This window comes from Acidobacterium sp. S8 (assembly GCF_009765985.1).
Classification (GTDB): domain Bacteria; phylum Acidobacteriota; class Terriglobia; order Terriglobales; family Acidobacteriaceae; genus Alloacidobacterium.
This window is the reverse complement of the sequence record NZ_LMUM01000026.1, coordinates 30,714-57,006: the sequence shown is the minus strand read 5'-3', so window position 1 is coordinate 57,006 and position 26,293 is coordinate 30,714. Positions and strand designations below refer to the sequence as shown.

The 26,293-nt window shown below is 56.8% G+C and carries 21 protein-coding genes; 5 read left to right on the top strand and 16 right to left on the bottom strand.

Annotation, left to right across the window (positions count from 1 at the left end; genetic code table 11):
* Nucleotide 1 precedes the first annotated feature (1 nt).
* The 3 genes from GSQ86_RS09685 to GSQ86_RS09675 all read right to left on the bottom strand — a co-directional run bounded on the left by GSQ86_RS09685 (nt 2) and on the right by GSQ86_RS09675 (nt 3,436).
* Nucleotides 2–895 (bottom strand): NAD(P)-dependent oxidoreductase, encoded by an 894-nt coding sequence (locus tag GSQ86_RS09685; protein WP_158749752.1) that lies wholly within the window; start codon nt 893–895, stop codon nt 2–4.
* A 105-nt stretch (nt 896–1,000) separates the two neighbouring features.
* Nucleotides 1,001–2,599: an OmpA family protein gene (locus tag GSQ86_RS09680; protein WP_158749751.1), complete on the bottom strand. Its 1,599-nt coding sequence runs from the start codon at nt 2,597–2,599 to the stop codon at nt 1,001–1,003.
* A 126-nt stretch (nt 2,600–2,725) separates the two neighbouring features.
* Nucleotides 2,726–3,436, bottom strand: a complete 711-nt coding sequence (locus GSQ86_RS09675; RefSeq protein WP_158749750.1) for a response regulator transcription factor — start codon at nt 3,434–3,436, stop codon at nt 2,726–2,728.
* Between the two features lie 151 nt (nt 3,437–3,587).
* Here GSQ86_RS09675 and GSQ86_RS23420 point away from each other — a divergent pair, with 151 nt between their 5' ends.
* The 3 genes from GSQ86_RS23420 to GSQ86_RS09665 all read left to right on the top strand — a co-directional run bounded on the left by GSQ86_RS23420 (nt 3,588) and on the right by GSQ86_RS09665 (nt 8,909).
* The gene (locus tag GSQ86_RS23420) at nt 3,588–5,534 is read left to right on the top strand and encodes a carboxypeptidase-like regulatory domain-containing protein (protein ID WP_254062275.1); all 1,947 of its coding nucleotides are present in this window, start codon (nt 3,588–3,590) and stop codon (nt 5,532–5,534) included.
* A 66-nt stretch (nt 5,535–5,600) separates the two neighbouring features.
* Nucleotides 5,601–7,070 (top strand): hypothetical protein, encoded by a 1,470-nt coding sequence (locus GSQ86_RS23415; protein WP_254062274.1) that lies wholly within the window; start codon nt 5,601–5,603, stop codon nt 7,068–7,070.
* Between the two features lie 3 nt (nt 7,071–7,073).
* Nucleotides 7,074–8,909 carry a DUF2339 domain-containing protein gene (locus GSQ86_RS09665; RefSeq protein WP_158749749.1) on the top strand — a complete coding sequence of 612 codons (1,836 nt, stop codon included), beginning with the start codon at nt 7,074–7,076 and terminating at the stop codon, nt 8,907–8,909.
* Between the two features lie 104 nt (nt 8,910–9,013).
* On the opposite strand, the gene GSQ86_RS09660 is transcribed toward GSQ86_RS09665, so the two are convergent.
* From GSQ86_RS09660 to GSQ86_RS09615, 10 genes are all read right to left on the bottom strand, one after another.
* Nucleotides 9,014–11,422: a DNA translocase FtsK gene (locus GSQ86_RS09660; RefSeq protein ID WP_158749748.1), complete on the bottom strand. Its 2,409-nt coding sequence runs from the start codon at nt 11,420–11,422 to the stop codon at nt 9,014–9,016.
* A 163-nt stretch (nt 11,423–11,585) separates the two neighbouring features.
* Nucleotides 11,586–12,455 carry an undecaprenyl-diphosphate phosphatase gene (locus GSQ86_RS09655; protein WP_158749747.1) on the bottom strand — a complete coding sequence of 290 codons (870 nt, stop codon included), beginning with the start codon at nt 12,453–12,455 and terminating at the stop codon, nt 11,586–11,588.
* Nucleotides 12,456–12,580: 125 nt separating this feature from the next.
* Nucleotides 12,581–13,576: a tol-pal system YbgF family protein gene (locus GSQ86_RS09650; protein WP_216841087.1), complete on the bottom strand. Its 996-nt coding sequence runs from the start codon at nt 13,574–13,576 to the stop codon at nt 12,581–12,583.
* Between the two features lie 95 nt (nt 13,577–13,671).
* Nucleotides 13,672–14,055 carry a DUF3037 domain-containing protein gene (locus tag GSQ86_RS09645; RefSeq protein WP_158749745.1) on the bottom strand — a complete coding sequence of 128 codons (384 nt, stop codon included), beginning with the start codon at nt 14,053–14,055 and terminating at the stop codon, nt 13,672–13,674.
* Nucleotides 14,033–14,815 (bottom strand): HipA family kinase, encoded by a 783-nt coding sequence (locus GSQ86_RS09640; RefSeq protein WP_158749744.1) that lies wholly within the window; start codon nt 14,813–14,815, stop codon nt 14,033–14,035. The genes GSQ86_RS09645 and GSQ86_RS09640 overlap by 23 nt, the downstream gene beginning before the upstream one ends.
* A 55-nt stretch (nt 14,816–14,870) precedes the next feature.
* Entirely contained in the window at nt 14,871–15,842 is a 972-nt protein-coding gene (locus GSQ86_RS09635; RefSeq protein ID WP_371720631.1) for a threonine/serine dehydratase, read from the bottom strand.
* Between the two features lie 176 nt (nt 15,843–16,018).
* Entirely contained in the window at nt 16,019–16,519 is a 501-nt protein-coding gene (locus tag GSQ86_RS09630) for a hypothetical protein (protein ID WP_158749743.1), read from the bottom strand.
* Nucleotides 16,520–16,528: 9 nt separating this feature from the next.
* Nucleotides 16,529–18,190 carry a ribonuclease J gene (locus GSQ86_RS09625; RefSeq protein ID WP_158749742.1) on the bottom strand — a complete coding sequence of 554 codons (1,662 nt, stop codon included), beginning with the start codon at nt 18,188–18,190 and terminating at the stop codon, nt 16,529–16,531.
* 227 nt (nt 18,191–18,417) lie between these two features.
* Nucleotides 18,418–19,248 carry a 2,3,4,5-tetrahydropyridine-2,6-dicarboxylate N-succinyltransferase gene (locus GSQ86_RS09620; RefSeq protein WP_371720575.1) on the bottom strand — a complete coding sequence of 277 codons (831 nt, stop codon included), beginning with the start codon at nt 19,246–19,248 and terminating at the stop codon, nt 18,418–18,420.
* A gap of 41 nt (nt 19,249–19,289) precedes the next feature.
* Nucleotides 19,290–20,453 (bottom strand): Xaa-Pro peptidase family protein, encoded by a 1,164-nt coding sequence (locus GSQ86_RS09615; protein WP_158749740.1) that lies wholly within the window; start codon nt 20,451–20,453, stop codon nt 19,290–19,292.
* Nucleotides 20,454–20,554: 101 nt separating this feature from the next.
* Between GSQ86_RS09615 and GSQ86_RS09610 the strand changes: the two genes are divergently transcribed.
* Nucleotides 20,555–20,989, top strand: a complete 435-nt coding sequence (locus GSQ86_RS09610; RefSeq protein ID WP_158749739.1) for a cupin domain-containing protein — start codon at nt 20,555–20,557, stop codon at nt 20,987–20,989.
* 33 nt (nt 20,990–21,022) lie between these two features.
* On the opposite strand, the gene GSQ86_RS09605 is transcribed toward GSQ86_RS09610, so the two are convergent.
* Nucleotides 21,023–22,252 carry a hypothetical protein gene (locus GSQ86_RS09605; protein WP_158749738.1) on the bottom strand — a complete coding sequence of 410 codons (1,230 nt, stop codon included), beginning with the start codon at nt 22,250–22,252 and terminating at the stop codon, nt 21,023–21,025.
* Between the two features lie 156 nt (nt 22,253–22,408).
* Between GSQ86_RS09605 and GSQ86_RS09600 the strand changes: the two genes are divergently transcribed.
* On the top strand, nt 22,409–23,164 hold the full coding sequence (locus GSQ86_RS09600) for a 2OG-Fe(II) oxygenase (RefSeq protein WP_158749737.1): 756 nt from the start codon (nt 22,409–22,411) through the stop codon (nt 23,162–23,164).
* Between the two features lie 8 nt (nt 23,165–23,172).
* On the opposite strand, the gene GSQ86_RS09595 is transcribed toward GSQ86_RS09600, so the two are convergent.
* Both GSQ86_RS09595 and GSQ86_RS09590 read right to left on the bottom strand, forming a co-directional pair.
* Nucleotides 23,173–24,138 carry a nucleoside hydrolase gene (locus GSQ86_RS09595; RefSeq protein WP_158749736.1) on the bottom strand — a complete coding sequence of 322 codons (966 nt, stop codon included), beginning with the start codon at nt 24,136–24,138 and terminating at the stop codon, nt 23,173–23,175.
* Entirely contained in the window at nt 24,125–26,215 is a 2,091-nt protein-coding gene (locus GSQ86_RS09590) for a prolyl oligopeptidase family serine peptidase (RefSeq protein ID WP_158749735.1), read from the bottom strand. Before GSQ86_RS09590 ends, GSQ86_RS09595 begins: the two co-directional genes overlap by 14 nt.
* Nucleotides 26,216–26,293 lie beyond the last annotated feature (78 nt).

Here is a 26,293-nt window from a genome sequence, read left to right as displayed (position 1 = left end):
GTCATCCTAATTTATGCGTTATGTGCGAAATACTGCGCACGAACTGGTAATATCCCGCAGCCCAGTCGTGGTCGCGTAGCCCGGCTTCTTCGGCCTCGTGCAGCGTTTCCTGAAAGTGGTCGGCCAGCGGCGTTCTCGTATTCGTAGCCGCTGCCGCCTCGCGGAAGAGGCGCGTATCTTTTTGCCCGAGCGCAATAGTCGCTCCGGGCGTTTCTGGCGGGTGCAGCATCACCTTGGCGTAAGCCTCATAAAATGGCGACCGAAAGAGCGCTGCGTTGACCGCCTCAATATAAAGAGCTGGATCGATGCTCTGCGACTCGGCATAGACAAATCCTTCGCTGAGCGCGGCGATCATGGCCGTGATAAGAAAATTGCCGCCGATTTTGAGCGCGTGCGCCTTGTACGGCTTATCGCCCACAATGGTGATCCCGCGGCTGAAAGATTCGAGCAGGGGACGCACTTTTTCGATGGCATCCTGCTTTCCCGCAGCAGTAATCCAGAGCTTGCCTTCGGCAGCGATATTGGGACGACCAAAAACCGGCGCCCCGACGAAGTTCTGTTTACGTATCGAGTGCTCTACAGCCAACTTTTGCGAGAGCTGCACGCTGATGGTGCTGAGCGAAACATGAATCGCGGATGCAGGCAGAGTATCAAGCAGCCCATGATCCCCGAAGACAATGGCCTCCAGCGACGCATCGTCCATCGGCATGGAAAAGACGACTTCGCACTGTTTTACCGCTTCAGCAGGAGTCCGCGCAGCCGTCGCCCCCTCTTCGAGAAGCGGCTGAAGCTTCGATTGCGTGCGATTCCAGACAGTGAGCTTATGGCCCTGCTTCATGAGATGAGACGCGATGGCCGTTCCCATCTGACCGGTAGCCAGAAATGTGATTTGCATATGTACGGTTAGATGATGACAGAGAACGGCAGGATTTTGCGAGTTGGCCAAAAGCAAAAAAAATAGGGCTGCCTTGGCGGGCAGCCCTATGTCGGAGAATTCTCTTTACTGTGGCCCTGGTGGATTAGAAACACCGCTGTTCGGCGGCTGTGGTGGAGGAGCATTTTCGGGTGGAGCCGCTGCATCACCCTGCTGACCGGGGCCCTGCTGCTGCACGCCGATAGAGTTGCCCGAAACTACAAGCTGGACACGGCGGTTTTGTGCACGGCCATCGTTGGTTGAGTTGTCGGCGACAGGATCGCTTTTCCCATAGCCAGTTGCAGTAATTCCAGGCTGCGCGACACCCTGTGCCACCAGATAATCGCGTACGGCGCCAGCGCGCTGTTCGGAAAGCTTCTGGTTGTACTCATCCGAGCCAATGTTGTCGGTATAGCCCTCCACCTGCATCGTCAATCCCGGATAAGCGAGCAGAATCCCTGATACTTTGGCGAGTTTCTCCCTGGCTTCCGGCTTCAACGTGAACTTATTAAAGTCGAAAAGAACATCGGACATATTCATTACCAGACCGCGTGCGGTTTCACGCGTGGCCAGCACCTGATTGAGCTGCGCCTTGAGCCGTTCGCGCATCTGGTCAGTCTGGTCGTTGGCACGTTGCGTTTGCCGCTGAGCGCGAGCCGCCTCCGCTTCCGCTTCCGCTTCGCGCGCCTCTGCGCGTGCGCGTTCCGCAGCAGCCTGGTCGGCAGCTGCCTGGGACTGGGCTGCGGCAAGCTGCGCATTCTGCGCCGCCTGCTTCGTATTAGCTTCATCCTCCGCCCGCATCTTGCGAATGGTCATGATGCGAGCATCTTCGGCTGTCTGCACAGCAGCTCGCGCGTAGGTGATCAGCTCTTTCTGACGGCTCTTATGCTCTTCCAGATCCTGCGCGTTCTGAAGATTCTGCTTCGCAGTCGCCAGAGTATCAGGCGCATACTTGTCGGCTCCGGCAGCTTCAGCAATCTGTACCGCGTTGATCGCTTCATAAAGCTCAAGCGGCCATGCTTCATTGCGAGTGATCGGATGCAGCACGCTGTTCCGGCCCGCCGTTTGCGTGTAAGCGCCGCGTGGCAACAAGGAATAATGCGCATTCACCTGCTCGATGATGCCCTGCGTCTTGTCGTTCATCACAGAGTTCTGCATCACGACAATGTCACTCGGCATGGTGACGGCGTAATAAGGCTCGGCGGTAATAACCAGGCCGAAAGCCTGCAGCGGAGTGGTGACCGTAATCTCGTTTTTGGAACGGGAGGGTAAAATTTCACCGAGGTTCGATGGACGTCCTTCCGGGGTGATGGCCCACAGGACATAGGTCAGATATTCGACGCCGAAGCTGTTTGCCGGGCGCAGACCTTCAAATTTTGCATTGATCGTAAGCCTTCCCCGACCGCTCTCGACAGAAGCTGAGCCCTTTGCTTCAGGCAGGAGACTGGTGCCCTGAAAGCCGATTTTCGTGCTCCCGCTGCGATGAAAGTAATTGATCGCAGGAATATCACGGCCTACGACCTGCACTTTGTAAACCGGGACGCCATCACGCATCTCAGCCTGCGGATTCTGCGTCTGCTGCTGGTTTTGCGGCCATTGCTGCGTGGCTGTGGGATTCATTTCCTGGGCATAGACGGTACCGCACAACGCTGAGGCGAAGAGTAAAAGTAACACTTGCTGTTTCATATTTTTCTTTCGAGCTCCTTGCTTCTTTCGGGTAAAGCACAAAGGCGCAATACGGCGCGCATTACAAAGGATGCTCACGGAAAAGTGCGGGTGGTCTGTTGAACGAGGAAGATAAGAAGAAATAAATCAGGCGGGCAGAGCAACCAATTGATGCTCGATGGCGTACAGCGCCAGCTCAAGGCGCGTAGAGACGCCGGTTTTCTCAAAAATATTCGAGAGATGCCGCTTGATGGTCTCTTCGCTGAGGTTGAATTGCTGGGCGATATCGCGATTGCTGCCGCCCCTTACGACGCAGCCTACCACTTCAAGCTCGCGTGGCGTCAGCGGTGGAGCGCTCTTCGGAACAGGTGTGGGATTGCGGCTGATATCGTGAAGTGCCTGCACGAGACTCGTGGCGGGATGGTCTTCGATCCAGTACCTTCCGCCCGACACGGCCCGAATGGCGGCAGCAAGGTGATCCATAAGCGCTGCTTTCATAACGATGCCGCGCGCACCAAGCTGCAAGCCTTCAAGAATGATCTGCTGAGAAATCGCCTCGGTCAGCAGAATAGTTTTGGTGGAATGTGAGCCACTGATGACGGCCCGCATCGTCTCCAGTGCGGGCAGATCAGGCAGGCTCAGGCCAAGCAGCAGGATGTGAGGATCGAGTTCCAAAGTGCGAGCCATCGCTTCTTCGCCGGTGCCTGCCTCCCCGGCATACTCGAAGCTAGGCTCCAGCTGGAGCAGATTCTCTACACCAATACGTATGACTGGATGCTCGTCGGCAACCAGCACGCGGATGCGTGGCTTTCCATCCGTTTTGTCGTCTGCAATGCGTCCGGGTCTGTCTGCATTCATGGGGGTGAACTATTCAACAGCGGGGGCGGCCCAAAACATCGCCTCTCTGAAGGGTACCATCGAAGGTACGTTCCGACCTAGAGTATCGGTTTCATCTTGCGTTCACACTCTTTTCAACAATTATTATTGGGCCGCCGTTAAGGTTTAGCTAATGCCTACATATAAAACAGCATTTTTGCGTTTTTTCGGGGTTTTCCTCGTTCTGTCGTTTTCGCTATTGGCCAGCGCGCAGTATGAAAATGGAAGCCTGGTGGGAACGATACGTGATGCCAGCGGCGCCAGTGTTGCCGGGGCATCGGTAACTGTAACCAATACTGCTACAGGAACAGAAAGCAAAGTCACTGCCAATGGCAGCGGTGACTGGGAAATACCTTCGCTGCGTGCCGGAGTATATCGCGTGACGGCTTCGATGAGCGACTTCAACACCGCAGTTGCCGACAATGTCACCCTGTCGGTCGGCAGCCGTCAGCGCATCGACCTTGCCTTGCAAATTGGCCAAGCAACTGAAACAGTCGAGGTCAGCGACGTGCACCTGCAGCTGGAAACAGAATCGAGCCAGCGCGGACAGGTGATTACCGGCTACCAAAGCGCCGCTTACCCGCTTGTTACCCGTAACTATTCCGATCTGCTGGCACTCGTCACCGGCTCGCGTCAAGCTCCCACGGCGGCAACCACCAGCTCAGTCAACAGCCTCGTGCGCGCCGGAGCGTATAACGTCAACGGCCAGCGCAGCATGTTCAATAACTTCCTGCTCGACGGCATGGACAACAATGCCTACGGCGAGAGCAATCAGGGCTTCGACAACCAGATTATCGCCATTCCGCCGGATTCGGTTTCGCAGTGGCAGATCGTTACCAACAATGAGAACGCCGAATATGGCCGTTCTTCGGGCGCGACGATCAACGTGGCGTCGCTGGCCGGAACCAACGACTATCATTTTCTGCTGTATGAATTTATCCGTAATACGGACCTGAACGCGGCTGGCTACTTCAAGCCAACGCTCACTGGTACGCTTGGCCCTGTTCCGTTTCAGAAGCCCACCTTCAACCGTAACCAGTTCGGTATGAATTTTGGCGGTCCCATCCTCAAGAACAAGCTTTTCTTCTTCCTCGATTACGAAGGCTTCCGCCAGACCTTGAAGCCATTGGGCGTCTTTACTTTACCGACGCAGAATGAGCTGAACGGCACCCTGGTGGTTCCGGTACAGAATCCGATCACCGGCAAAACTTACGCAGCAGGCCAGCGAATCCCGGACGGCGACTTCAATCCCACGTCGCTGCAAGTGGTGAACTTCTTCCGGCAGATTCCTCTCCCGATCGCAGGTTCACCAACCACGGGCCTTGCTTCCAATGATTACGCGCTGCTTGTCCCCTTCACCGACAATTCGGACAAGGGCGATCTGCGCCTCGATTGGCAGCAGAACGCCAACAGCTCATGGTTCCTGCGTGTGAGCGATCGCAAGGAGACTGGCGTTAACTATCCGGCAATTCCGTTGCCTCTCGATGGCCAGACCAACGGAACGATCCGCGTTCTGGATCAGCAAGTCGCGCTCGGCTATACGCATCTTTTTGGTGCGAACAAGGTTCTCGATGCGCGTCTCGGTCTATCGCGCACCAAGGCTGGCAAATTCACGCTCTCCATCGGCAATGACTCCATCACCATTCCGGGATTGCCGACGAATCCCATCGTTGCTGGCGGTCTGCCGTCGATCGGCATTACCAACTTCAGCGCCTTCGGACGCCAGAGCACGAACCCACAATGGCAGGACCCTTCTCTGCTTGATCCCAAGGTCAACTTCACCTGGGTGAAGGGCCAGCACTCGATAAAGTTCGGCTACGAATACGAACATGTGTGGATGGCTGTCAACGACAACAACCCGCTCTATGGCTCGTTCGGCTTCAGCTCGGATTACACCGCCCTCAACTCGAAGTCCCCAGTTGCCGACAACTATTGGGCAGACTTCCTCTTTGGCATGCCTTCTTCCTACGCGTTAGCGAACTACTACGTTACTCATCTTCGTGCGTCGATGGACAACGTCTACGCGCAGGATGACTGGAAGATATCGCCTAAATTTACGCTCAACTACGGCATGCGCTGAGAATACGGCTCGCCCTACTCAGAGGAAAATAACAATATCTCGAACTTCGATCCTGTTTCGCAGACCGTGCTCACCATCACCCCTGGCGCAATCGCAGCTGATGGGATTACGCCGTACCGCGGCGGTGGAGTCTATGGCAGCACACTGGTCAATCCTGACTTTACCGACTTTGGCCCGCGCGTCGGCTTTGCCTATTCGCCGGATGACAAGACAGTCATTCATGGCGGCTTCGGTATGAGCTTCGTTCATTACACCCGCGCTGGTTCCGGCGACATTCTCGGCATCAATGCTCCGCAGGCGCAATTTGCTTCGGTCGGATCGCAGACAGTGGCGCCGTCACCGGCCAGCCAGTGCCCGATCGGCGCGCCCGCCACCACGTGCTTCGTCACCATCGATCGCGGCTTCCCTGCTTCGTTGACGGTTTTCAATAAGGCGACGGATAACATCACCTACATTCCCAAAGACACCCGCGACAGCTACGTTGAGAGCTACTTCCTCAGCGTGCAGCGCCAGCTCGCAAAGAACATCGTCTTCGACGTTGCATATGTGGGCAATCACGGTGTCAAGCTGCAGGGCTTCCTGAATGGAAACCAGAAAAACCCGAGGAATGGATTTGCTCGCCCGTATAGCAACTGGCCATCGGATATTACCGAGGCTCTGAACGAGTTCTATTCGCACTACGATTCGCTGCAGGCCCGCTATGAACAGCGCTTCGTCGGTGGATTAACCTTGCTGAACTCATTCACCTGGCAGCACTCGCTCGACAACGCCAGCGCCTCACTCGAAGGCAACACGCCTTCTCCGCAGGATGGCAACAAGATTGCCGCCGACTATTCGCAATCGGACTACAACCTGCCCATCGCGAATGTTACCAGCCTCGTCTACGATCTTCCCGTCGGACGTGGCCGCACTTACCTTTCCAGCTCAAATGGATTTGTCGATGCAGTCCTGGGCGGCTGGCAGGTGAGCGCAATCAATACCATGCAGGCGGGCACTCCCTTCAACATCACCTATTCGCCCAGCTCAGCGAATCAGGTTTCTCAGCAGATCACAGCCAGCTATCGCGGAGCCAACCTTTATCGTCCGGACCGTGTGCCCGGCCAGCCGCTTATCAAGAAGTCAAAGCTTCCCGGCACCGGCTACATTCAATACGTCAATTACGCAGCCTTCGTTCTGCCTCCCACCAAGGATGCAGCTGGAAACCTGCTCAGCCCCTTCGGCAACTCTTCGCGCAATCCAGGCCGCACTCCAGCCTTCTATCAAACCGACATGGCATTGAATAAAAAGTTCAGCCTGCCCCTCGAGAACATGAAGCTTGAGTTTCGCTCAGAGTTTTACAACCTCTTTAACCACACTAATTACTACCTGCCGAGCAGCGGCCTGGGTGGAACGCTGGGCACGACCAGCGCTACCCTCGCGCCGGGAGCCACCGTTCCTGTCAATTCCATTACGGGCGGCACTCCTACAAGCAACGGACAGGTCACCGGCACCTTTCAGCCACGCATTATTCAGTTTGGTCTGAAGCTTACTTACTGATCCTTGCGACGCACTGAAATGGGAGCCGCCCGTCGGCTCCCATTTTCTTTTGCCGCGCTGTACATTGAACGAGTGAGCGATGAGATTGAAGACCTGAAGCGCCAGGTAGCCGAGCTGACAGCACGCGTCTATCGCCTGGAGCAGGGACAGGAGCAGGCACAGCCAACATCCGCAGCACCAACTGAGGCCCGCAGTATTCCGGCTCCCGTGGCAACGCCAGAACCCGCGACCGGTCCGCGCATCGTAAGGCAGCAAGGCCAGAAGACTCTCGAGAACCGCATCGGTTCGCAGCTCTTCAACCGTATCGGCATCATTGCGTTGCTCATCGGGACGGCCTGGTTTCTCAAATTCGCCATCGACAATCAATGGATTGGCCCGCTCAGCCGCGTGCTCATCGGACTGGCTGCAGGTATCGGAATCGTCGCATGGTCCGAGCGTTTCCGTTCGCAGGGCTATAGTGCATTTTCCTACTCGATGAAGGCGCTCGGCACTGGCGTTTTGTACCTGTCGTTATGGGCTGCCTATGCCGTTTTTCACCTTGTGCCCACCGCGGTTGCGCTACTTGCCATGGTGCTGGTAACGGCTGCAAACGCTGTCTTGTGCTGGATGCAGAACTCTGAGCTGCTGGCGTTCTATGCAGCCATCGGCGGATTCATCACGCCTGTTCTGCTCTCAAATGGGCAGAACCACGCGCTCTCGCTCTTCAGCTATCTGCTACTGCTGGATATAGCCGCGGTCATCCTTATAGCTCTGCGTCCCTGGTCGCGACTGCTGCTGGCCGCCTTCTTCGGCACCAGCTTCTACGCCATCGGATGGTATGTCGCCTATTATTCTGACCAGCAATTCCCGCTTGCTGCCTTCTTCGCCGTCGCATTCTTCCTGCTCTTCGCTGTTGCTCCGCAGCTATTGCGCAATCTGCGTATGTCCACGCAGACGAAACATCTCGCCGTGCAGGACAATATCGTTCTCGTCGTTCTGCCGTTTCTGAATGCGGCGCTCGCCTTCTTTGAGTTCTATGCACTGTTCAGCGAACCTGGCAGAACTTATGCTCGCCCATGGATCGCATTGCCACTTGCGGCCTTTTATTTCGTCATGCTGCGGGTATCCCGCTTGCGCCAGCTCGGCCGCGGACCCATGGCGCTGCCTGCGGTCTACATGGCGATCAGCATTATCTTTTTTACCGCCGCAATCCCGTTGGAACTCCACGGACGATACATCGCCATCGGTTGGTTGCTGGAGGCCGCGGTCCTCATATGGCTGGCGCGGGAGCAGCCGCAAGCGGAGCTGCGCTATCTCGCCAGTTCGGTTCTCGGGCTGGCATTTGTCGGTGTCAATATCATTCACCTTGGCGATAGCCAGCCGGTGCTTTTGAATGCGCGCTTCGCCACGTACCTGGTCGCGATTGCCGTCTTCGCTTTTGCTGCGTGGATAGCGACGCGCGCATCGCAGGAATGGCGGCCCATCGCAGCAGCAACGGGAATCGGCGTGAACGTGCTGGTCATGATTGCCGTCTGCCTCGAAATTCATTCCTATTGGGCCGCGCAGATATCGATTCCGCGAAGCGATCTGTACACCAATGAGCAGTTCACCTACTCCGCATGGGCGATGCTTTTTGGAGCGCTACTTCTCGCCATAGGCTTCTGGAAGAAATCGGCCTTTCTACGCTGGCAGGCTCTGGCTCTGCTCACGCTCAGCATCGCCAAGGTCTTCCTCGTAGACACGCGCCAGCTGAGTCAGGGCTATCGCATCCTCAGTTTTCTCGGATTAGGTGTGTTGCTGCTCTCCGTCAGCTTCGTCTATCAGCGCGATTGGCTTGGCCTGCGAGGTAGCAGATCTTAAAAGCCGTCATTCTGACGACCGAAGGGAGGAAGAATCTCAGCCAGACTCGCTGGCGATTCTTCGCTTCGCTCAGAATGACGGCTTTGTTTGCAGGAAACCAGCACCTAACGAATCGCCGGTTCTACTTCATTCAACCAGTCCGGCGGCTTGAGAATCTCGCGTGGCTTTGAGCCTTCCGCAGGTCCAACAATGCCATCGCGCTCCATCATGTCGATCAAGTGAGCGGCGCGGCCATAGCCGATGCGCAGGCGGCGTTGCAGCAGCGAAGTCGAAGCCTTGCCGAACTCGAGCACCAGCCGTACTCCATCTTCGTACAGCTCGTCGTTGGCATCCTCGCCACCGCCGTCCATATCGAGATCGCGGCCCTTGTCATCTTTCGGCGATTCAAGGAAGCCCTGCACGTACTCGGCATCGCCCTGTTTCTTCCAGAACTCCGTCACCGCAGCAATCTCTTTTTCTGTCACGAATGGAGCGTGCACGCGCTGTAGCCGCGACGTTCCCGGAGGCAGGAAGAGCATATCGCCGCGCCCAAGTAATGATTCTGCGCCATTCGAATCGAGAATCGTACGCGAATCGACCTTCGTCGCCAGACGGAAGGACATGCGAGTAGGCACGTTGGCCTTGATGAGGCCGGTGATGACATCGACCGAAGGCCGCTGCGTTGCGAGCACCAGGTGAATGCCGACAGCACGCGCCATCTGCGCCAGCCGCGTCACTGATTCCTCGACGTTGGCCTTGTCGAGCATCATCAGATCGGCCAGCTCGTCGATGATGATGACGATGTACGGCAGCGGCTTCTCTTCTTCCTGTTGGTCGAAAAGGCTCGGTGTGCCGTTCTCAAACAGCTTGTTGTACTGGTCGATATTACGCACGCTGCGCGAAGCGAGCAGCTTCAGGCGGCGCTCCATTTCGCGGACAGCATTGCGAAGAGCATTGGCAGCGAGCTTCGGCTCGGTGATGATCGGCGTAAAGAGATGCGGAATGCCTTCGTACATGCCAAGCTCAACGCGCTTGGGATCGACGAGGATCATGCGGACCTGCTCAGGCGTCGCTTTGTAAAGCACCGACATGATCATCGCGTTGATCGCGACAGATTTGCCGCTGCCTGTCGAGCCCGCGATAAGAACGTGCGGCATCGTCGCCAGATCGGCAGTCACGATGCGCCCATTGATATCCTTGCCCATCGCCAGCGTGAGCTTGCTTTTGGGCTGTCCGAAATTTTCTGACTCGATCACATCGCGCAGCCAGATGGTTTCGCGCGTATGATTCGGCACCTGGATGCCGACGGTGCTCTTGCCCGCCATGCGCTCAATCAGGATGCTCTCTGCGCGCATTGCCAGGCAGAGGTCTTCAGCAAGTCCAGTCACGCGGCTGTATTTCACACCCGCTTCGGGACGAAATTCGAAGGTCGTAACTACTGGTCCAGGATTGATCTGCACCACCTGCCCGTTTACGTCGAACTCGGCGCACTTCTCCACCAGCACCTGCGCCTCAACTCGTAGCTCGTCCTCGCGGACGACCTGCGTATCTTCGCTGCGATGCAGCAACGTGCTCGGCGGCAGGCGGAAGCCGTTATGCGACTTGGGAGCGACCGTGACTTTATTAATTTCCGCATCTGCGCGCTCATTGACGGCAATGCTTGGCGGTGGTGCCGGGTCCGGTTCAGGATCGGGCACCGTCGCACGCGGCATCTGTTCCCACACGCTCTTTTGCGGAGCAGGCTCCGGCTGCATCTCCGCAAAGCCGCCCTGACGATGCGCCGGAGCATCTCCCTCCATCGTCGCGTCAGGCTGCTTCTTGAAGTTGAGCTTCTCCTGTTTCGCCGTAAACTTGCGCGCCTGCATCAGCTCTTTTTCGCGGATAGCTTCTTCCCGCGCTAGCTTCTTCGCCTCGCGCGCGCGGATACGTGCAGACCGCCAGTTCTTCAGCCTGTCACGCCACGCCATCACAAAAGCGAAACGGATCGAGAGCCATTCTTTGGCGGTATTGAAGCTGAAGGTCGAAGAGAGATAGACCGCTACGGCCACCATGGCCACGGTAAAGATGCACGCGCCTGGGAAATTCAAATAGTGCACCAGCGTGTCGACAACCAGGCGTCCGGTCAAACCCTCAATGGGAAGTCCGCCAAGAAAATGCAGGTGCCCGGGCAGCAATCCAAAAACCGCCGGCACGAAGAGCATTGTCAACACCGCGCCAACCGCTTTCGCCCAGGGAGAGCTAGTTGGCAGCGATCGCATCCACGTCCAGCCCAGAACCGACAGCAGCAAAGGCAGGCAGAAGGCTGCCGCACCTTCCATCTGCAGCAGGAAGTCGCTGATATATGCGCCGACAACGCCAATCCAGTTGTCCGGACGAGCCGAGGTTCCGGAAACGGTATTGAGTGACGGATCGGTAGGATGGTACGAAAACAGCGCGAGAAGAAGGAGGCCCGCCACAACCAGCACTAACAGCCCGATCAGTTCATTCAGGCGGCGGTTGCGCGTTGGCGTAAGAACCAGTTTGAGGGGCTTCATAAGAGACACACGAAGGCATTGCCGTAATCGGCTCTACCGTTCCGAACCCCCAGAGCAGTTTTATTATCCCAGATGCCGCGTGGCCTTCTTCGTAAAAAATTGCCCGGGGGAACCCAGTCAGAGAACAGACGGAGCACGGGGTTGGAGTCGGCCCCGTGCCTTTCTAGCGCAGCTTTGCCGCAAATACCAGCAACAGAATTCCCAGAATGATCCGGTATACCGCGAATGGCACAAATCCGTGCTTGCGCACCCACTGCAGGAACCACTCAACCACACCAAGCGCCACAAAGAACGAGACCACGAACCCAATCGCCAGCACAATCCAGCCGTGCCCGGTCATCACCAGCGGAGCGATGGATTCAGCGCCTTCCACATGCTTCGGATGCAGCGTCTTCAGCAGGTCGTAGCCAGTCGCAGCAATCATCGTCGGGATAGAAACCAAAAAGCTGAATTCGAGCGCCGCAGGCCGCGACATCCCGACAACCTGACCTGCTGCAATCGTCGACATCGAGCGCGAAGTCCCGGGGAAGACCGCCGACATTACCTGGCATAAGCCAATCCAGATCGCCTGGAAGAGCGACATCTGCTCCACATGTGTCGTCATCGGGTCGCTGCGTTCGCTCCACGCGTCGACGGCCCACATCACCACGCCGCCGACCAGCAGCGAAATCGCCATCACAGTCAGGCTTTCCAGATGCTTGCCAATCGTTTTTGTAAGCAGAAACGCAGGGATCGCGGTGCAGACAAACGCTATCATCGTCAGCGTCAGCGGATGATTCCAGATCGTGCGGTTGTGATCTTCGCCCTCCGGAAATGTCCGGAAAAATTCAACGATACGGCCGGTAAAGATCAACAACAGAGCCAGAATCGCGCCCAGCTGGATGACGATCGTATACATCTTCCAGTAGGGATCTGTCAGATTGATGTGCAGAAGTGCTTCGCTGATGCGAAGATGCGCTGTCGAGCTGACCGGCAGAAATTCCGTCAAACCTTCCACAATGCCAAGCAATACAGAAACAATGTAGTCGTTCAAAAAACCTCCAGTATTTCCTGAAAACAATTCCCGATCAAAGGAATTGCCATCCTGACGCGGAGCGAAGTGAAGCGGAAGGATCTGCTTTTTCTTCTGCTTGCAAGGATACGAATATCACTCCAGCATCATTCGCGTTCGCTGCCGTAAATAGGAATCTGCTGCTCCATCTTGTATACCAGACCGGCGGCGCGCGCCGCATAGTCGCTGTCGGAATACTTGCTCTCGACCTGCCCAGCCAGCGCCTTCGCGCGGCCACGCGCCTCGTCAGCTTTCTTCTGGTCGTTGTCGGCCTGGAACATGTCGCCAGCGGAAGCCTCGCGCCAGGCCGCTTCAAACAGTGCCTGCGGAGCTTTGGGCGAGTCAGGATGCTCCTCGGCATACTTGCCGTAAATTTCGGCCTCCTTCTCTGGGCACTTCTCCGTTCCTTGCCAGTCTCCGCACACCTTGTTGTCGATCATGTCGTAAGCCGCCAGATCGGCCCACTTCGTGCGCGGATAGAGTTTCTGGATCTTCTTCATCTCGCTCTCATCCATCTGTTCACGCAGGTAATTTTCTTTTTCGTGGGCAGAAGGCAGCGCCAGCGAGTCCGCCTTCTGCAGCTGCCAGCGAATATCGGCTGCGCGCCACATCGCTTCCGCAGCACGCGGCGATTGCGGGAAAAGCGTGACCACCATGCGATACAAACGTCGCGCGCTCTGCGCCGCATCCGGCGGAGGATGCGACTGGCTCGCCACATTCTCCAGGCTGACGGCTTCGCCATACAAAATCTGGCCACCATTTGGGGTGTCCGCCGTCACCACGCCTTTATCCAAGACCCATCCTGAAATGGGCTGCGCATTCGTTTCATTGCCGAAGACGGGAACATCCTGCTCGTTGACCGTTTCCACATCGGTGTTAGCAAACACGCGCAGCCACTTGCCGCTGTGCTCGGCAACAATCAACTCTCGCCCCGGAGTTACCGAGCTCACTTTGTCCGACGATTCATCCGCCTGCACATAAATGTTGGCAACATGCACCACCGTGCCCTTCACGCCATGCGAAGGCGGCGAATTCTTATCGCCCCATGCCAGCGAAGCGCCGAGTAGCAGAACAACTGAGAGAGCTGAGATTCGTTTTCGCATCACGTTTGTCTGACGGTTTTCAGCGTTCATCGGTTTAGCCTTTACAGAAGGTCTTGTCGTCCTGACGCACAGGGAAGAGTTGCATTTCTTCTCTCTCAACACGTGAGACGCTCAAAAAGCCGGTCGAGCGATTGCTGGGGATCACCGCAGATGCCGGTATGAACTGGCGATACCTGAATCATGGTGCTGCGCGGCGAAACCAACCAGTGAAAGCGCTCGCGAAGAGTCAGTTGCCCAATCGGTCCGGCGTCGGAGTCGCCGGCGCTGATCTTCGGAAAAGCCTCCAGATGCCGCCGGATTAGTGCCACATCGATCTCCGGCCAGAGAGCCTTCAGCCGCTCTTCATTCACGCTCACCTTGGCTCCCAGAAAATTCTTTTCCAGGCAAAAAACGATCACGCCCGCGTTGACGAATTCCTCCCGATCCACACGTGGCACCACGCGAATCACGGCGTAATCAAACGAGCTCTGCGCGGACACGCTTCGCCTCCTCCACAAAACTTGACGACGCGGCAAGACGCTCGTCGAAGTAGCGCACATAAGCAGCCCGCCGTTCCGTCGCATCCGCAACTCCACCCTCCGGCGTCACCCATGCATCCGGAACAGCATCCAGAATCTGCGCGAAAACAGCAGTGTTCAGCTGCTGATGCGCCTCCGCATCTGCCGCATCCAGAGCCGACGCCCAGGGCAGCATCACATGATTGCGGATTGCGGAAAACTGAGAATGTGCCGCCGTATCTATGCTTTGCCAGTTGTGATGAAAATACAGCGCGGCACCATGATCAATAAAATACAGGTCCCCATGCCATTTCAGCAGATTCGGATTGCGCGGCGTACGGTCCACATTCGCCACAAAAGCGTCAAACCACACCGCGAGCGAAGCCAACTTCGCATCGGCGGTATCCCCCGCCGCCGGATCGAACATCGTCGATCCCGGCAGGTAATCGAGTGCCAGATTCAGCCCCACACTGCGCTTCAGGAGGTCTCGAATCTCGGCATCCGGCTCGTTGCGCCCGAGCGCGGCCTCTACCTCGACAAAAACCAGCTCCGGAACCCGCAAGCCGAGAGCGCGACCCATCTCGCCAGCCACCAGCTCCGCCAGCAACGCAAGCGGCCCCTGTCCCGCGCCTCGGAATTTCAGGACATACATCCCCAGGTCGTCGGCCTCGATAATCGCCGGCAACGATCCACCTTCCCGCAGCGGGGTGACATACCGAGTTGCTCGAACGGTGCGAAGCATCGTGTTTCGATTGTAACGTTTAACAAGAACCTACTATGCCGACGGCACTGACGGTTCAGCCTGTGCACACAACGCCCCGCAGCACCTCAGGCTCCACATTGCCACCGCTCATAATCGCCACCACATTGCGAAATGGAAGCAGCTGCTCCATGTGAAAGAGCACCGCCGCAGGCGCAACCGCGCCACTCGGCTCCGGGGTCAACCGGGCACGATAAAGCAGGACCTGCATCGCCTCGGCAATTTCGTCTTCTTTTACGGTAATGATGTCGTCTACATACGCGCGTATATGCTCGAAGTTCAGATCGCCAAGACTCTGCGTACGTAGCCCGTCAGCCATGGTGCGCGTGGTCATCTCCGCTGGCCAGTTCACCAGCTTGCCGCCGCGAAAGCTTTCCTGCGCGTCACCAGCCAGCTCCGGCTCAATACCGAAGACGCGCACATCCGGCTTGATCAGCTTGATGGCCGTAGCCACGCCGCTCAGCAATCCGCCGCCGCTTACAGGCGCAAGCACCAGATCGACCTCAGGCAGGTCTTCCAGAATCTCCAGTCCGCAAGTTCCCTGCCCGGCAATGATGGCTGCGTCATCATAAGGAGGCACCATCACATAGCCGAACTTCGCTTCCAGCTCTTCCGCTTTCAATTTGCGCTCCGAGCTCGACGGCCCGACCTCGACAATCTCCGCACCCAGAGAAGCCGTCGCCTTCTTCTTCACCTCAGGAGCATTCGACGGCATCACAATCACCGCCTTCGTTCCCAGCGCCTTTGCAGCGTACGCCACACCTTGCGCATGGTTGCCGCTCGAATAGGTAATCACCCCGCGCTTGCGCTCATCCTCGCTCAGCTGCGCAATCTTGTTATATGCGCCGCGCAGTTTGAAGCTGCCGATGGGCTGTAAACCCTCGGCTTTGATAAACACATTCCCCGGAGAACCCGAAACTTGTAACCGTAGCAGTGGCGTATGCACAGCCACGCCGCGAATCCGAGCCTGCGCATCATGAAACTCTTGATTGGAAACCAGCAAAGGAATCTCCTGATGAAAAATTTAGAAAGACAGTGTAGCGAGGAATCCAGAAGATGACGGCTTAACGGAAAAACTGGCGAGTTTCTCGCGGAAACTTAGAAGAGTCGTACCGCACGAGATAGTCTCTGGATTCTTCGCTGTGCTCAGATTGACTCCCCTTCCTGAAAAGGAGCGATGAAAATCTAAGGGAGATACTTCTGTGGGAGCGGCTCTTCCGGTGTTTCCGCCTGCCACACGATTTCTACGACCTTCCAATCAGTTCCGTTGAAGACCGCCTGGATGCTGTTGATACCTCGCACGGGAGGCTTGCCTTCCATTGGACTGATTTCATAGGTGCTCCAAAGGTGCGCGATATGCCCATACACTTCGCTGGTGACCTTCACCTGATGCTCATAAAACGCATCATGCCCGCGCGCCTTCACGCGAGTGATCCAGTCATCCAGAGTCAGGATATGAGGGCCGAAGCTCCCGTCCTTGGCTTTTCCCACCGGAATCAATCTCACCTCAGGAAGCATGAGCTCCCGCATGCAGATGCGATCTTTATCGGCGGGCCCGCTGACAGCGCCATATAAAGCGTTGGTCAACTCATCGAGCGTTTTCGTCGAAGGACATGAAGTCGCTTGCGCGCGCATGATAGGCGCGCACAATATACACAGAGCCACAAAGAGAAACTTCGAGCGCATGGTCTTTCCTTATATTTCGAGAATCACCGGCATAATCAAAGGCCGTCGGCTCGTATTCTTCTGGATATACCGCTTCAAATCAATACGAATCTTTTCCTTGATGACGCCGTAATCGGCCTTCTCTTCATCGCTCGAATTCTCAAGCGTCCCGCTGACGACCTTGCGCGCCTCCTCCATCAACCCTTGATCGGCACCCACAAAGCCACGGCTCACAATCTCCGGCAGTCTCTCCACCTTGCCGCTGAGCTTGTTAATTGTCAGGATCGGCAGCACAAACCCATCTTCGCTCAGGTGGCGGCGATCGCGAATCACAATGTCTTCGACCACATCCGCAGTCGACCCGGAATCGATGCAGACGCGTCCGGCAGTAATCTTGCCCGTCTTGCGCGCATCATCTTTATCGAGTTCGAGCACATCGCCGTTCTCGATCACCAGTGCCAAGTCAACCACGCCCATGTTTTGCGCAATCTCGGCATGCTTCTTCAGATGACGGTAATCACCATGCACCGGAATAAAGAACTTCGGCCGCAGCAGATTGATCATCAACCGCTGCTCTTCCTGGCTGGCGTGTCCGCTCACATGGATCAGTCCGGAAGCTCCGTCGTCGAAGATCACATGCGCATCGCGTCGATACAGGTGATCGATCACGCGGAAGATACTTTTCTCGTTTCCTGGGATCACACGCGAGCTCAGCACAACCGTATCGCCCGGCAGAATCTTTGCATGCTTGTGATTGTCGACGGCGGCGCGGCTTAGCGCGCTCATTGGTTCGCCTTGCGTGCCGCTGATGAGGACCATCACCTCTTCCGGAGCGAAATCGGCAATCTGTCCGGGATGAATAATGATCCCCGGAGGCACATCGAGATAGCCGAGGTCCTGCGCAATCTCCGACGATTCCACCATCGAGCGTCCAATGATGGCGACTTTGCGTCCATGCGTATGCGCCAGGTCGACAGCAATGCGAATGCGGTAAATCGAAGATGAGAAGCAGCTGAAGAAAAGCTTCTTCTTCGTGCGTGAAAACAATTCGTCCAGACGCGGCTTCACCGCCCACTCGCTCGGCGTATAGCCGGGCCGATCGACGTTCGTCGAATCCTGCAGGAGGGCCAGCACGCCGCGCTGTCCATACTCGGCAAACTTGTGCAGATCGAAGGCCTTGCCATCCGGGGGCGAGAGATCGATCTTGAAATCGCCGGTGTGCACGATGACGCCAACTGGAGTATCAATCGCCAATGCCACGCAATCGACAAGACTGTGCGTTACCCGGATCGGCTCGACCGTAAACGGTCCAATGGGAAATTTCGATCCCGGAGCAATCTCGATCAGATCCGTCTGATCCAGCAGCTTGTGCTCTTCGAGCTTGCCCTCGACATAGGCCAGCGTGAACTCCGTGCCGTAGACCGGCACATTCAGCTCCGAGAGAATCCACGGCAAGCCGCCGATATGGTCCTCATGCCCGTGCGTGAGGATGATGCCGCGCACATGCTCGCGGTTTTCAACCAGGTAAGTAATGTCAGGGACAACGATATCGACGCCCAGCAGCTCCGACTCGGGGAACATGAGTCCAGCATCGATGACGAGAATGTCGTCTTTGTAGCGGATGGCGAGACAGTTCATGCCGAACTCGCCTAACCCGCCCAAAGGAATGATTTGCAGCTTTGCGTCGGCCATTTTGGACTTGCCGTCCAGGCACACACGCCTTCGGCGTCGGGAGTGCTTCTGTGAACGGTTCTTTAATTAGAGTAAACCACACCGTCCAATGGCATCCGGCCAGCTTAAAAATGAATTGTCATCCTGAGCGGTGCTTTTTCTCCGCAACGGTTGAATCCGGGTGCCTATCCTTCGCGTAGTTTGCGAGGGGTGGGAGCCAAAGCTTGTGGCTCGAAATGGATGCTTTCTTACCGCAGCAAATCTTCCAGCGCCAGGCTAAGCTCGGTCTTCTCATCCCGATACTTCGCAATGACCGGCGTATAGACGCTTAGCCCCCACTCCTGTCCCTTCCCCTTGGTCACAGCCCTCGCTCCTGGAACCACAACTGCGCCTTCAGGAATCACCAGGGGCATCTCGCCCTCAGCCCGCAGAACAACTCCATTCACGACGTCATAGACCGGAGTGCCGCGCGTCAGCACTGTCCCTGCCGCCAGCACCGCACGCTTGCGCACAATTGTGCCTTCATAAACGCCGCAGTTGCCGCCGACCAGCACATCGTCTTCCAGAATCACAGGACTCGCGTTCACCGGCTCCAGCACGCCACCCACCTGCGCCGCCGCACTCAGGTGCACGCGTTTGCCGATCTGCGCGCAGCTGCCCACCAGCGCGTGTGAATCCACCAGGGTGCTCTCATCCACGTATGCGCCCACATTCACATACATCGGCGGAACGCAGATCACCGACTTCGCCAGATAAGCACCGCGGCGCACCGACGATCCCCCGGCAACGATACGAATGCCTTCCTCCGCAGAAAATTTCCGCGCCGGAAAAGTATGTTTATCGACAAAGGAAAGCTCGTGGCCCCATGCTTCCAGATGGCCAATCCTGAAGCCGAGCAGAATACCCTGCTTCACCCATGCATTCACGCGCCAGCCGGTTGGAGCGCTGGCATCCGGCTCTGCCGAGCGAACTGCACCCATCTCCAGAGCGTCGCGCAGTTCTTCAAAAGCGGCCATCGCCGCCGCATCACTCACAGCAGCCGCACCGGCGGCGAAATGCTGCTCAATTCTTGTACGCAAATTTTCCTGAGTCACAACTTGAGTTTACCAATGGAGACTGTCTAAATCCGCACCAGCTCCTCTTGCATCCGTCCCGTCACCACAGCGCTGTCACGCGAAGTCATCATGTTCACCTCGCTGCGAATCCCGAACTCCGGCAGATAAATTCCCGGCTCTACCGAGAAGCACGTAAACGGAAGAATGCGCCTCTCGTCATGCGTCTCCAGATTATCCAGATGGGCTCCGTTGCCGTGCAGTTCGGTAGCAATATTATGTCCTGTGCGATGCGTAAAGTAATTCGCAAAACCCGCATCCCGAATCACAGCACGCGCAGCATCATCCGCCTGCCATCCAGCAATCGGCTTCTTCTGCGCGAAGGCCTCCTCGACCACTCGAATCGCAGCATCACGTGCATTCTTCACGGTCTCAAATACTTCGCGTTCGCGTGCAGAAGGCTCGCGTCCCACAACGCCGGTCCAGGTAATGTCATACCAGCAGGTTCCGGGCCGGTTTTTGCGCGCCCATATATCGATCAGCAGAAAATCGCCGCTCTTAATCTGCCGTGAGTGCGATGCCGTCGGTTCATAGTGCGAATCCGAAGAGTTCTCGTTCACCGAAACGTTCGGGCCGGTTTCCGTAATCAGCTCCGCGCGTTCCATCGCCTCCTGGAACCACGTCATCATTTCGTATTCGGTGACGCCGCTTTTCACCCGTCGGTCGATGGCGCGAAATCCCTCAGCCAGAATTTCATCAAGCGCCCTTTGCACCTCGTAGTGGCTGGCAATCTGCTCCTCGGTAAGCACTGCCTCAAACTGGCTCACCAAATCCGCAGAGCTGACAATCGACTTGCCCATCTCCCTCAACAGCTCAACGGTGCCCGCATCCACCATCGCGACATACATAATGGTGTTTCGCGGCGAATACTGCATGGCAATGCGGCGATAGGGCGCAAGCATTGCCTCCAGTCCCGTCTGCAGCTCCTGCCATGACGAATACTGCGTCTTCCCGCCCGGCAGCGTATCCAGCCGTCCCTGCTCAATGCGATGCACCAGCTTGTGCGGCTCGCCGTGCGCCGGAATTACGTAGTACCAGCGGCGCGTGATATGCGCGTGCGGGTCGAGCCCGAGAATGCGCCCCGCAATCGGATCGCGATGGTGATGATCGTAAAAAAGCCACGCGTCCAGCTTCTGTTCGCGCAGTGCGGATTGAATTTCAGCCAGCTTCATACTCGATGCAAAGTCTATCGAAATCTGCCGCAGAAGTCATAGCGCCGATCGCTTTCGCATGTCTTCCCGCGAGTGCTACTTTGTTCGCAGAGGGAATTCTGATGGAAATTTCACGCCGCAGCCTTTGCCAGGTTTTGCCGATGCTCTTGACTCCGTTCGCGCTGGCAGCCGCCGCACAGGACAACAATCAGCCCATCCAGTCCTTCGCCCTGCCCTTCGACCAGATGCAGACGCATACCAACGGCTCCAACACGGCGCGGCCTATCCTGAATGGTGTCACGCACGCCGGCGCTCATCTCGAAGTTCACGAAACCGTGCTCGCACCCGGAGCCATGCCGCACCCGCCGCATCATCACACGCACGAAGAGCTCTTCCTTATCTCCAAAGGAACGCTTGAGGTCACGATCGCCGGCAAAACCACCACCATCGGCCCCGGCTCGGCCGCCTTCATTCACTCCGGTGAAGAACACGGCATCCGCAACACAGGCCAGGAACCGGCACAGTATTTCGTCGTGGCCATCGGCAATGAGACATAGCGCTCGTCGGAAGATGCCGTCAACCAGAACCGATCACCAGAAATAGACAGCTTCAATCTTAGGAGTGCCCGGCTGGCCGCCGATAATCTGCGTCCCCAGCACGACTTCGACATTCTTATTGCCGCTGCCCTTCGGCGTCACTTTTGCCAGCTCCTGCAGATATTCCGGATCAGTAAGAAACTGCCCTGCAACAATCGTCCCGCCACGCGATACGCCCGCGGCAATCACCGTCAGTTTGCCCGTCGTCGAATCCACAAAGCGCGCCACCAGGCCATAGTCGCGGTAGTTGTTGGTCTTCTCCTGCAGCTCCCGGTCCACCACCCACACCGGAGGCTGCGCACTGCTTGAATCCGCAATCCAGAGCTTGGTCATCTCCGGATTGTTGCCGAAGTGATAGCGAAGTCCCTTCGTCAGCCGCAGCGTCCAGATATTGTCGAACGCCCCGACGAAAACGCTCGGGCCATTTCTCAGATCCATCAGGTCGGTCGTGCCTTCGCCCTTCAGGCTGTATTTCTTTCCACTCGCCTGCATCAATCCCGCAATGTTGACGATGGCATTCATATCGTCCATCACCACCGCGCTCAAATTGTCTTTGAGCACATTCTGCCGCGTCGGATCAGCAGCATCGCGCAGCGCTATCTCCGAATACTGCGTCTGGTCGGCAATGCACAACAGTACCGGCTCTTTCGATCCCAGCAATGGTCCCCAGAACTGCTCATAAGGAGAATGTTCCTCCGTTCTCCAGAACAGCGCCCCTATCGCAGCCGCCACCGCCAGCAACACAACAAGTGCGACCAGCCATCCGCGAGCAAGAAAGGGTTTTCGGTCGGCTTCCGCGCTCGCCTCCACCGGCAAAGGCGGGGTCTCAACTTCAGTTTCCCGCACATTCGGCCATTGAAAATGTGGCACATACGAGCCGGAAGGCAGCGAAATGCGAATCTCTTCCTCACCGCGTGGCTCTTGGTAATACTGTGCAATGCGCTTGCGAATTTCCGCTGCTGTCACACGCACAATCGGATCGGCTGCCGTATCGTAGTCCGGCGTTCGCCCAAAAATTTCGATGCCGAGCGTCCGCTCCTTCAGCATCTCTGCCTGCCCGTTCAGCGCATGCTGCACCACAAAGCGTAGAAATGTTGGAAATCGCTTGCTGTGACTGAAATAAGAGCTCGCCAACAGGCGCTCCAGCTGCTCCTGCACCGCTGTTTTCTCGGCTTCAGTCGGAACTGGATGGTGTTCGGCGATGGAGTCGGCCAGCATGGTCATCGGATATCGGGCAAACGCTGATTATAAAGGGCGAAACAATCGCTTGTCGCTTACAAGCATGGATCGCGGCTGGATCAGCTTCCACCGAATTCAAGAGCAAGAAGCGGAGCGCCAATCCAGCTGCGTCTCAATATATTGAACTGAAAGGAATTCACCATGGATACCGCAATCAAAAATGAGCAATTTGTGAACGCCATTTCTCCTGAAAATGCGGCTGCCCGGATCAACTCACTCGATTGGCAGCAAACCGAGAAAAATCTGGACGCGCAAGGGTGTGGGTTGCTTCGCGGTATCCTCGCACCCACAGAGTGTCAGACTCTTGCAGCACTGTACTCAGAGGAATCCGTATTTCGAAGCCGTGTCATCATGGGACGGCACGGCTTTGGTCGCGGCGAGTACAAATATTTCAGCTACCCGCTTCCCGAACTTGTTCAAGCCCTCCGCACTGCGCTCTATCCTCGGCTCGCACCTGTAGCGAATCGCTGGAATACCGCCATGGGAATCGATGTCCGGTATCCGGACAATCATGAAGATTTCCTCCACAGATGCCATCAGGCAGGACAGAAACGGCCAACCCCGCTGCTCCTTCAGTATCGAGAAGGCGACTTCAACTGCCTGCATCAGGATCTTTATGGCGAACACGTGTTTCCTATTCAGGTAGCGATCCTGCTTTCTGAGCCGCAACGCGATTTCACGGGCGGCGAATTTGTGCTCACCGAACAGCGGCCTCGCATGCAATCGCGGCCGGAGGTCGTTCCGCTTCACCAGGGCGACGCCGTGGCCTTCGCAGTACATCATCGCCCAGTTCAGGGAACTCGCGGGGTTTATCGAGTCAATCTCCGACACGGTGTCAGCCGTCTGCGCTCAGGACAAAGGTACACCCTCGGAATTATCTTTCACGATGCCAGCTAGAGCCGAACTCAGGGGGCTACGCACGACGAATTGCCATGCAGCCGCTGCGCGAGCAGACGCGGCATCAGGAACCGAAAGAAGGTGTCCGAATCGGAGTTAAGGCAGACATTGACATTCGGTGCGCCCGTCCCCTCCCGCGTTGATCCTTTATCGTCCACATCGATGTGCAAAGGAGTCACCGGACATACTTCGGGTTCAACGGCGTACGCCGCAGCCACCACATCGAACATCGTCGGCGTCGTCTGGTGCGCCACGCGCTGCCACTCTGCTGTCAGCACTTGCAGCGAATCGGTCAGCGGAGTGCTCACCGTCGTCAGCATCCCGCGTTGTATCTCATCCAGCTTCAATTGCGTCGAGTCGAGCGGCATCATGTAAATCGGCACGCCGGCCTTCACCAGCTTCTGCGCTGCGGCTGCATCCATGGCGATGTTGTATTCCGGCTCCGGCGCGCCGGCGTTTGCCAACCCGAACTCGCCGTATCCATGACGAATCGCACCGCCCATCATCACTACACGCTTCAGCTTTTTGAACGTCTCCGGATCGCGATCGATCGCCGCGCCAATGTTCGTCAGCGGTGCCAGCGCAATCAAGGTAATCTCACCGGGATTCTTCCGAATCGCATCCAGCAGAAATCCAACCGCATCGCCATGTTCGCGGACAGCACCAGCCTTCGCCCACACCGCCTGCGAAAAATCGGTCTTCGTCTGCGTCTTGACGCCGGTCAGCACAGGAATATCGCTGCGCCCCGTCTCACACAAAATACGGTCGAGCATCCGGCTGCGCAGTTCCGTATCTCCCCACGCCGAAGTAATGCCGAGGATCTTCAGCTCCGGGCTCGACAGCGCCAGCCCCACCGCATACGCATCGTCGATATCATCGCCAATATCCGTATCGATGATGACTTTCTGCTGCGCAACTGCGCTCACGCAGATTGCAAACAAAACCGGCAACACCAGACGCTTACTGATTGACATATTTATCCAGCCACTTCAGCTCTTCGCGCACCTTAATGTATCCATGCCAGGGATTCTTATCCAAGCTATGTCCCTCACCCGGAAACGCGAGAAACGTATGCGGAACCTTGATCTGCTCGAAGGCACGCTCCATCAGCACATCCTCCAGAAAGTTCACACGTATATCGGCATTGCCGCCAACGATATGCGTCGGCGTCTTCACCTTGTCGAATTGAAACAGCGCCGCCTCGGACTGATATAGCTCCGGCTTTTCCCACGGTGTGCCGCTCAGATACCAGGCATCGTCGAAGGTCTCATCGTCGTTGCCCCAGTTCGCCGCATGCTCCACCGCGCCGGCGCCCGTCACCGCAGCCTTGAAGCGTGTCGTCTGTGTAATCAGCCAGTTCGTCATATAACCGCCATAGCTGTACCCGCCAATCGTAAGATGATCGGGATCAGCCACGCCATCCTTCACCAGCGCATCCACGCCTGCCAGAATATCTTTCCCCGGAACCGAAACCAGGTGCGGCATGATCTGCAACATAAACTCGTCACCGTAGCCGCTCGAACCGCGATAGTTCGGACGAAACACCAGCCATCCATTCGCTGCCGCCAGCGTCGCCCAGTCATACCAGTCAGCGCCAAAGCGATCGCCGTCCGCATCTGCCGGGCCGCCATGAATCAGCGTCAGCATCCGCAGGTGCTTCTGGCCTTTCTTCCCCGGCGGATAAATCAGCACGCCCTCAACTTCGGTCCCATCATAAGACTTCCACCGATAGGGTTCCCACTCCTCCTGCGCCCGCTCGTGAAAAAGCGTATTGAAGGTCGTGACCGCCTTCGCCGAATCCAGCTTGCCCGCGCCGTCCACTACAAATGCCTGCGTCGGGTCGTTGATTGTCGAATGCAGCACCACAAACTTCCCCGTCTGCTTCGCCGCATCGACGCTCGAATAATTTCCCGCCACGCCCTTCACTTCTTCGGCCTTGGCGCCATCAATCTTGTAAAGCTGCTGCTGCATTCCGGTCAGTCCAGTCGCGAAAATCGTCCCGTCGCTCGCAACTGTGTAGTCCTCAAGCGACCCCTTGAACTCCTTGCCTAAACGCTCGGTCTTCCCGTTCTCAGGATCGATCGCGTACAAGCGTCCCTGGACGTCTTCATACTTCCCTTCAAGCGAACCCGCGCCAGCGCGCACATTGAAGTACAGTCGCTTTCCTTGCGGTCCCCAACGCAGCCCGCTTTCAGTCGCCTGGTTATGCGTCAGCTGCTTCGCATTGCCGCCAGAAGTCCCGACAAGAAAAATCTCCGTCGCCTCCGGCCCTTCCATGCGATGCGAAACCGATTCCGTCTCGAAAGCAATCCTTTGTGCCGACACTGCAATCTCGGAAATCTCGCGATCGTTCTTCGTCAGCGTCTGCGCCAGTTTCGGCAGCGTCGCATCCTCATCCTGTTTCTTGGCATCGGTCTTCGGTGGCGAAATCTTCTGCGCCTCGGCAAGCGCAGCCTCCAGCGGAAGCGCCAGCAGTACATCTCCGCGCTCCTGCTCACGCCAGCGAATTACATCCTTCCACTCCTCTTTGCGCGCATCTTCCTGCTCTTTGGTCAGCGGCTGCTGCGTAGAAAAGAAAATCTTCGTCCCATCCACTGACCATGCAAACGCATGCGCATCCAGCTTCTCCCGATATAACGGAAATGCCTCGCCGCCAGCCAGCGAGATTACCCACACCCGCTCCGTCTCCTCCTTATCGGAGTCTTTAGCATCGCTGTCATCCTCATCTGCCAGCGAGCGCGAAGAAATAAACGCAATATATTTTCCATCCGGCGACCATGCCGGCTCCGAGTCATACCCTGACTGAGTCAACTGCACCGTAGCTCCCGTCTTCTGCTGCCACAGCCAAAGATCGTCGCGGAAGCGATCATGTTTCCAGTCTGCCGCGCTCGTCCATATCACCGCTGCTGACCCATCGGGCGCAATCCTCGCCTGCTTCACATCGGTCGCATTCATAAATTCATCCAGCGTAATGGCTGATTTTGAATTCTGGGAGTAGCAGGCGGGCAGGGAGGCGCAGAAACAAAGCAAAACGCCGGCGATCTTCTTCACTCGATTCCTTCTGTATAAAACGGAGATTTGTGCTTGACGATATCACCCGCGCACAAGCCTCTCCAAGCACTACTTATG

Bases quoted from the DNA above. Each gene is read 5' to 3' on its own strand.
- GSQ86_RS09685 (WP_158749752.1), bottom strand. From the start codon at position 895: ATGCAAATCACATTTCTGGCTACCGGTCAGATGGGAACGGCCATCGCG.
- GSQ86_RS09680 (WP_158749751.1), bottom strand. From the start codon at position 2,599: ATGAAACAGCAAGTGTTACTTTTACTCTTCGCCTCAGCGTTGTGCGGT.
- GSQ86_RS09675 (WP_158749750.1), bottom strand. From the start codon at position 3,436: ATGAATGCAGACAGACCCGGACGCATTGCAGACGACAAAACGGATGGA.
- GSQ86_RS23420 (WP_254062275.1), top strand. From the start codon at position 3,588: ATGCCTACATATAAAACAGCATTTTTGCGTTTTTTCGGGGTTTTCCTC.
- GSQ86_RS09660 (WP_158749748.1), bottom strand. From the start codon at position 11,422: ATGAAGCCCCTCAAACTGGTTCTTACGCCAACGCGCAACCGCCGCCTG.
- GSQ86_RS09650 (WP_216841087.1), bottom strand. From the start codon at position 13,576: ATGCGAAAACGAATCTCAGCTCTCTCAGTTGTTCTGCTACTCGGCGCT.
- GSQ86_RS09640 (WP_158749744.1), bottom strand. From the start codon at position 14,815: ATGCTTCGCACCGTTCGAGCAACTCGGTATGTCACCCCGCTGCGGGAA.
- GSQ86_RS09630 (WP_158749743.1), bottom strand. From the start codon at position 16,519: ATGCGCTCGAAGTTTCTCTTTGTGGCTCTGTGTATATTGTGCGCGCCT.
- GSQ86_RS09625 (WP_158749742.1), bottom strand. From the start codon at position 18,190: ATGGCCGACGCAAAGCTGCAAATCATTCCTTTGGGCGGGTTAGGCGAG.
- GSQ86_RS09615 (WP_158749740.1), bottom strand. From the start codon at position 20,453: ATGAAGCTGGCTGAAATTCAATCCGCACTGCGCGAACAGAAGCTGGAC.
- GSQ86_RS09610 (WP_158749739.1), top strand. From the start codon at position 20,555: ATGGAAATTTCACGCCGCAGCCTTTGCCAGGTTTTGCCGATGCTCTTG.
- GSQ86_RS09605 (WP_158749738.1), bottom strand. From the start codon at position 22,252: ATGACCATGCTGGCCGACTCCATCGCCGAACACCATCCAGTTCCGACT.
- GSQ86_RS09600 (WP_158749737.1), top strand. From the start codon at position 22,409: ATGGATACCGCAATCAAAAATGAGCAATTTGTGAACGCCATTTCTCCT.
- GSQ86_RS09595 (WP_158749736.1), bottom strand. From the start codon at position 24,138: ATGTCAATCAGTAAGCGTCTGGTGTTGCCGGTTTTGTTTGCAATCTGC.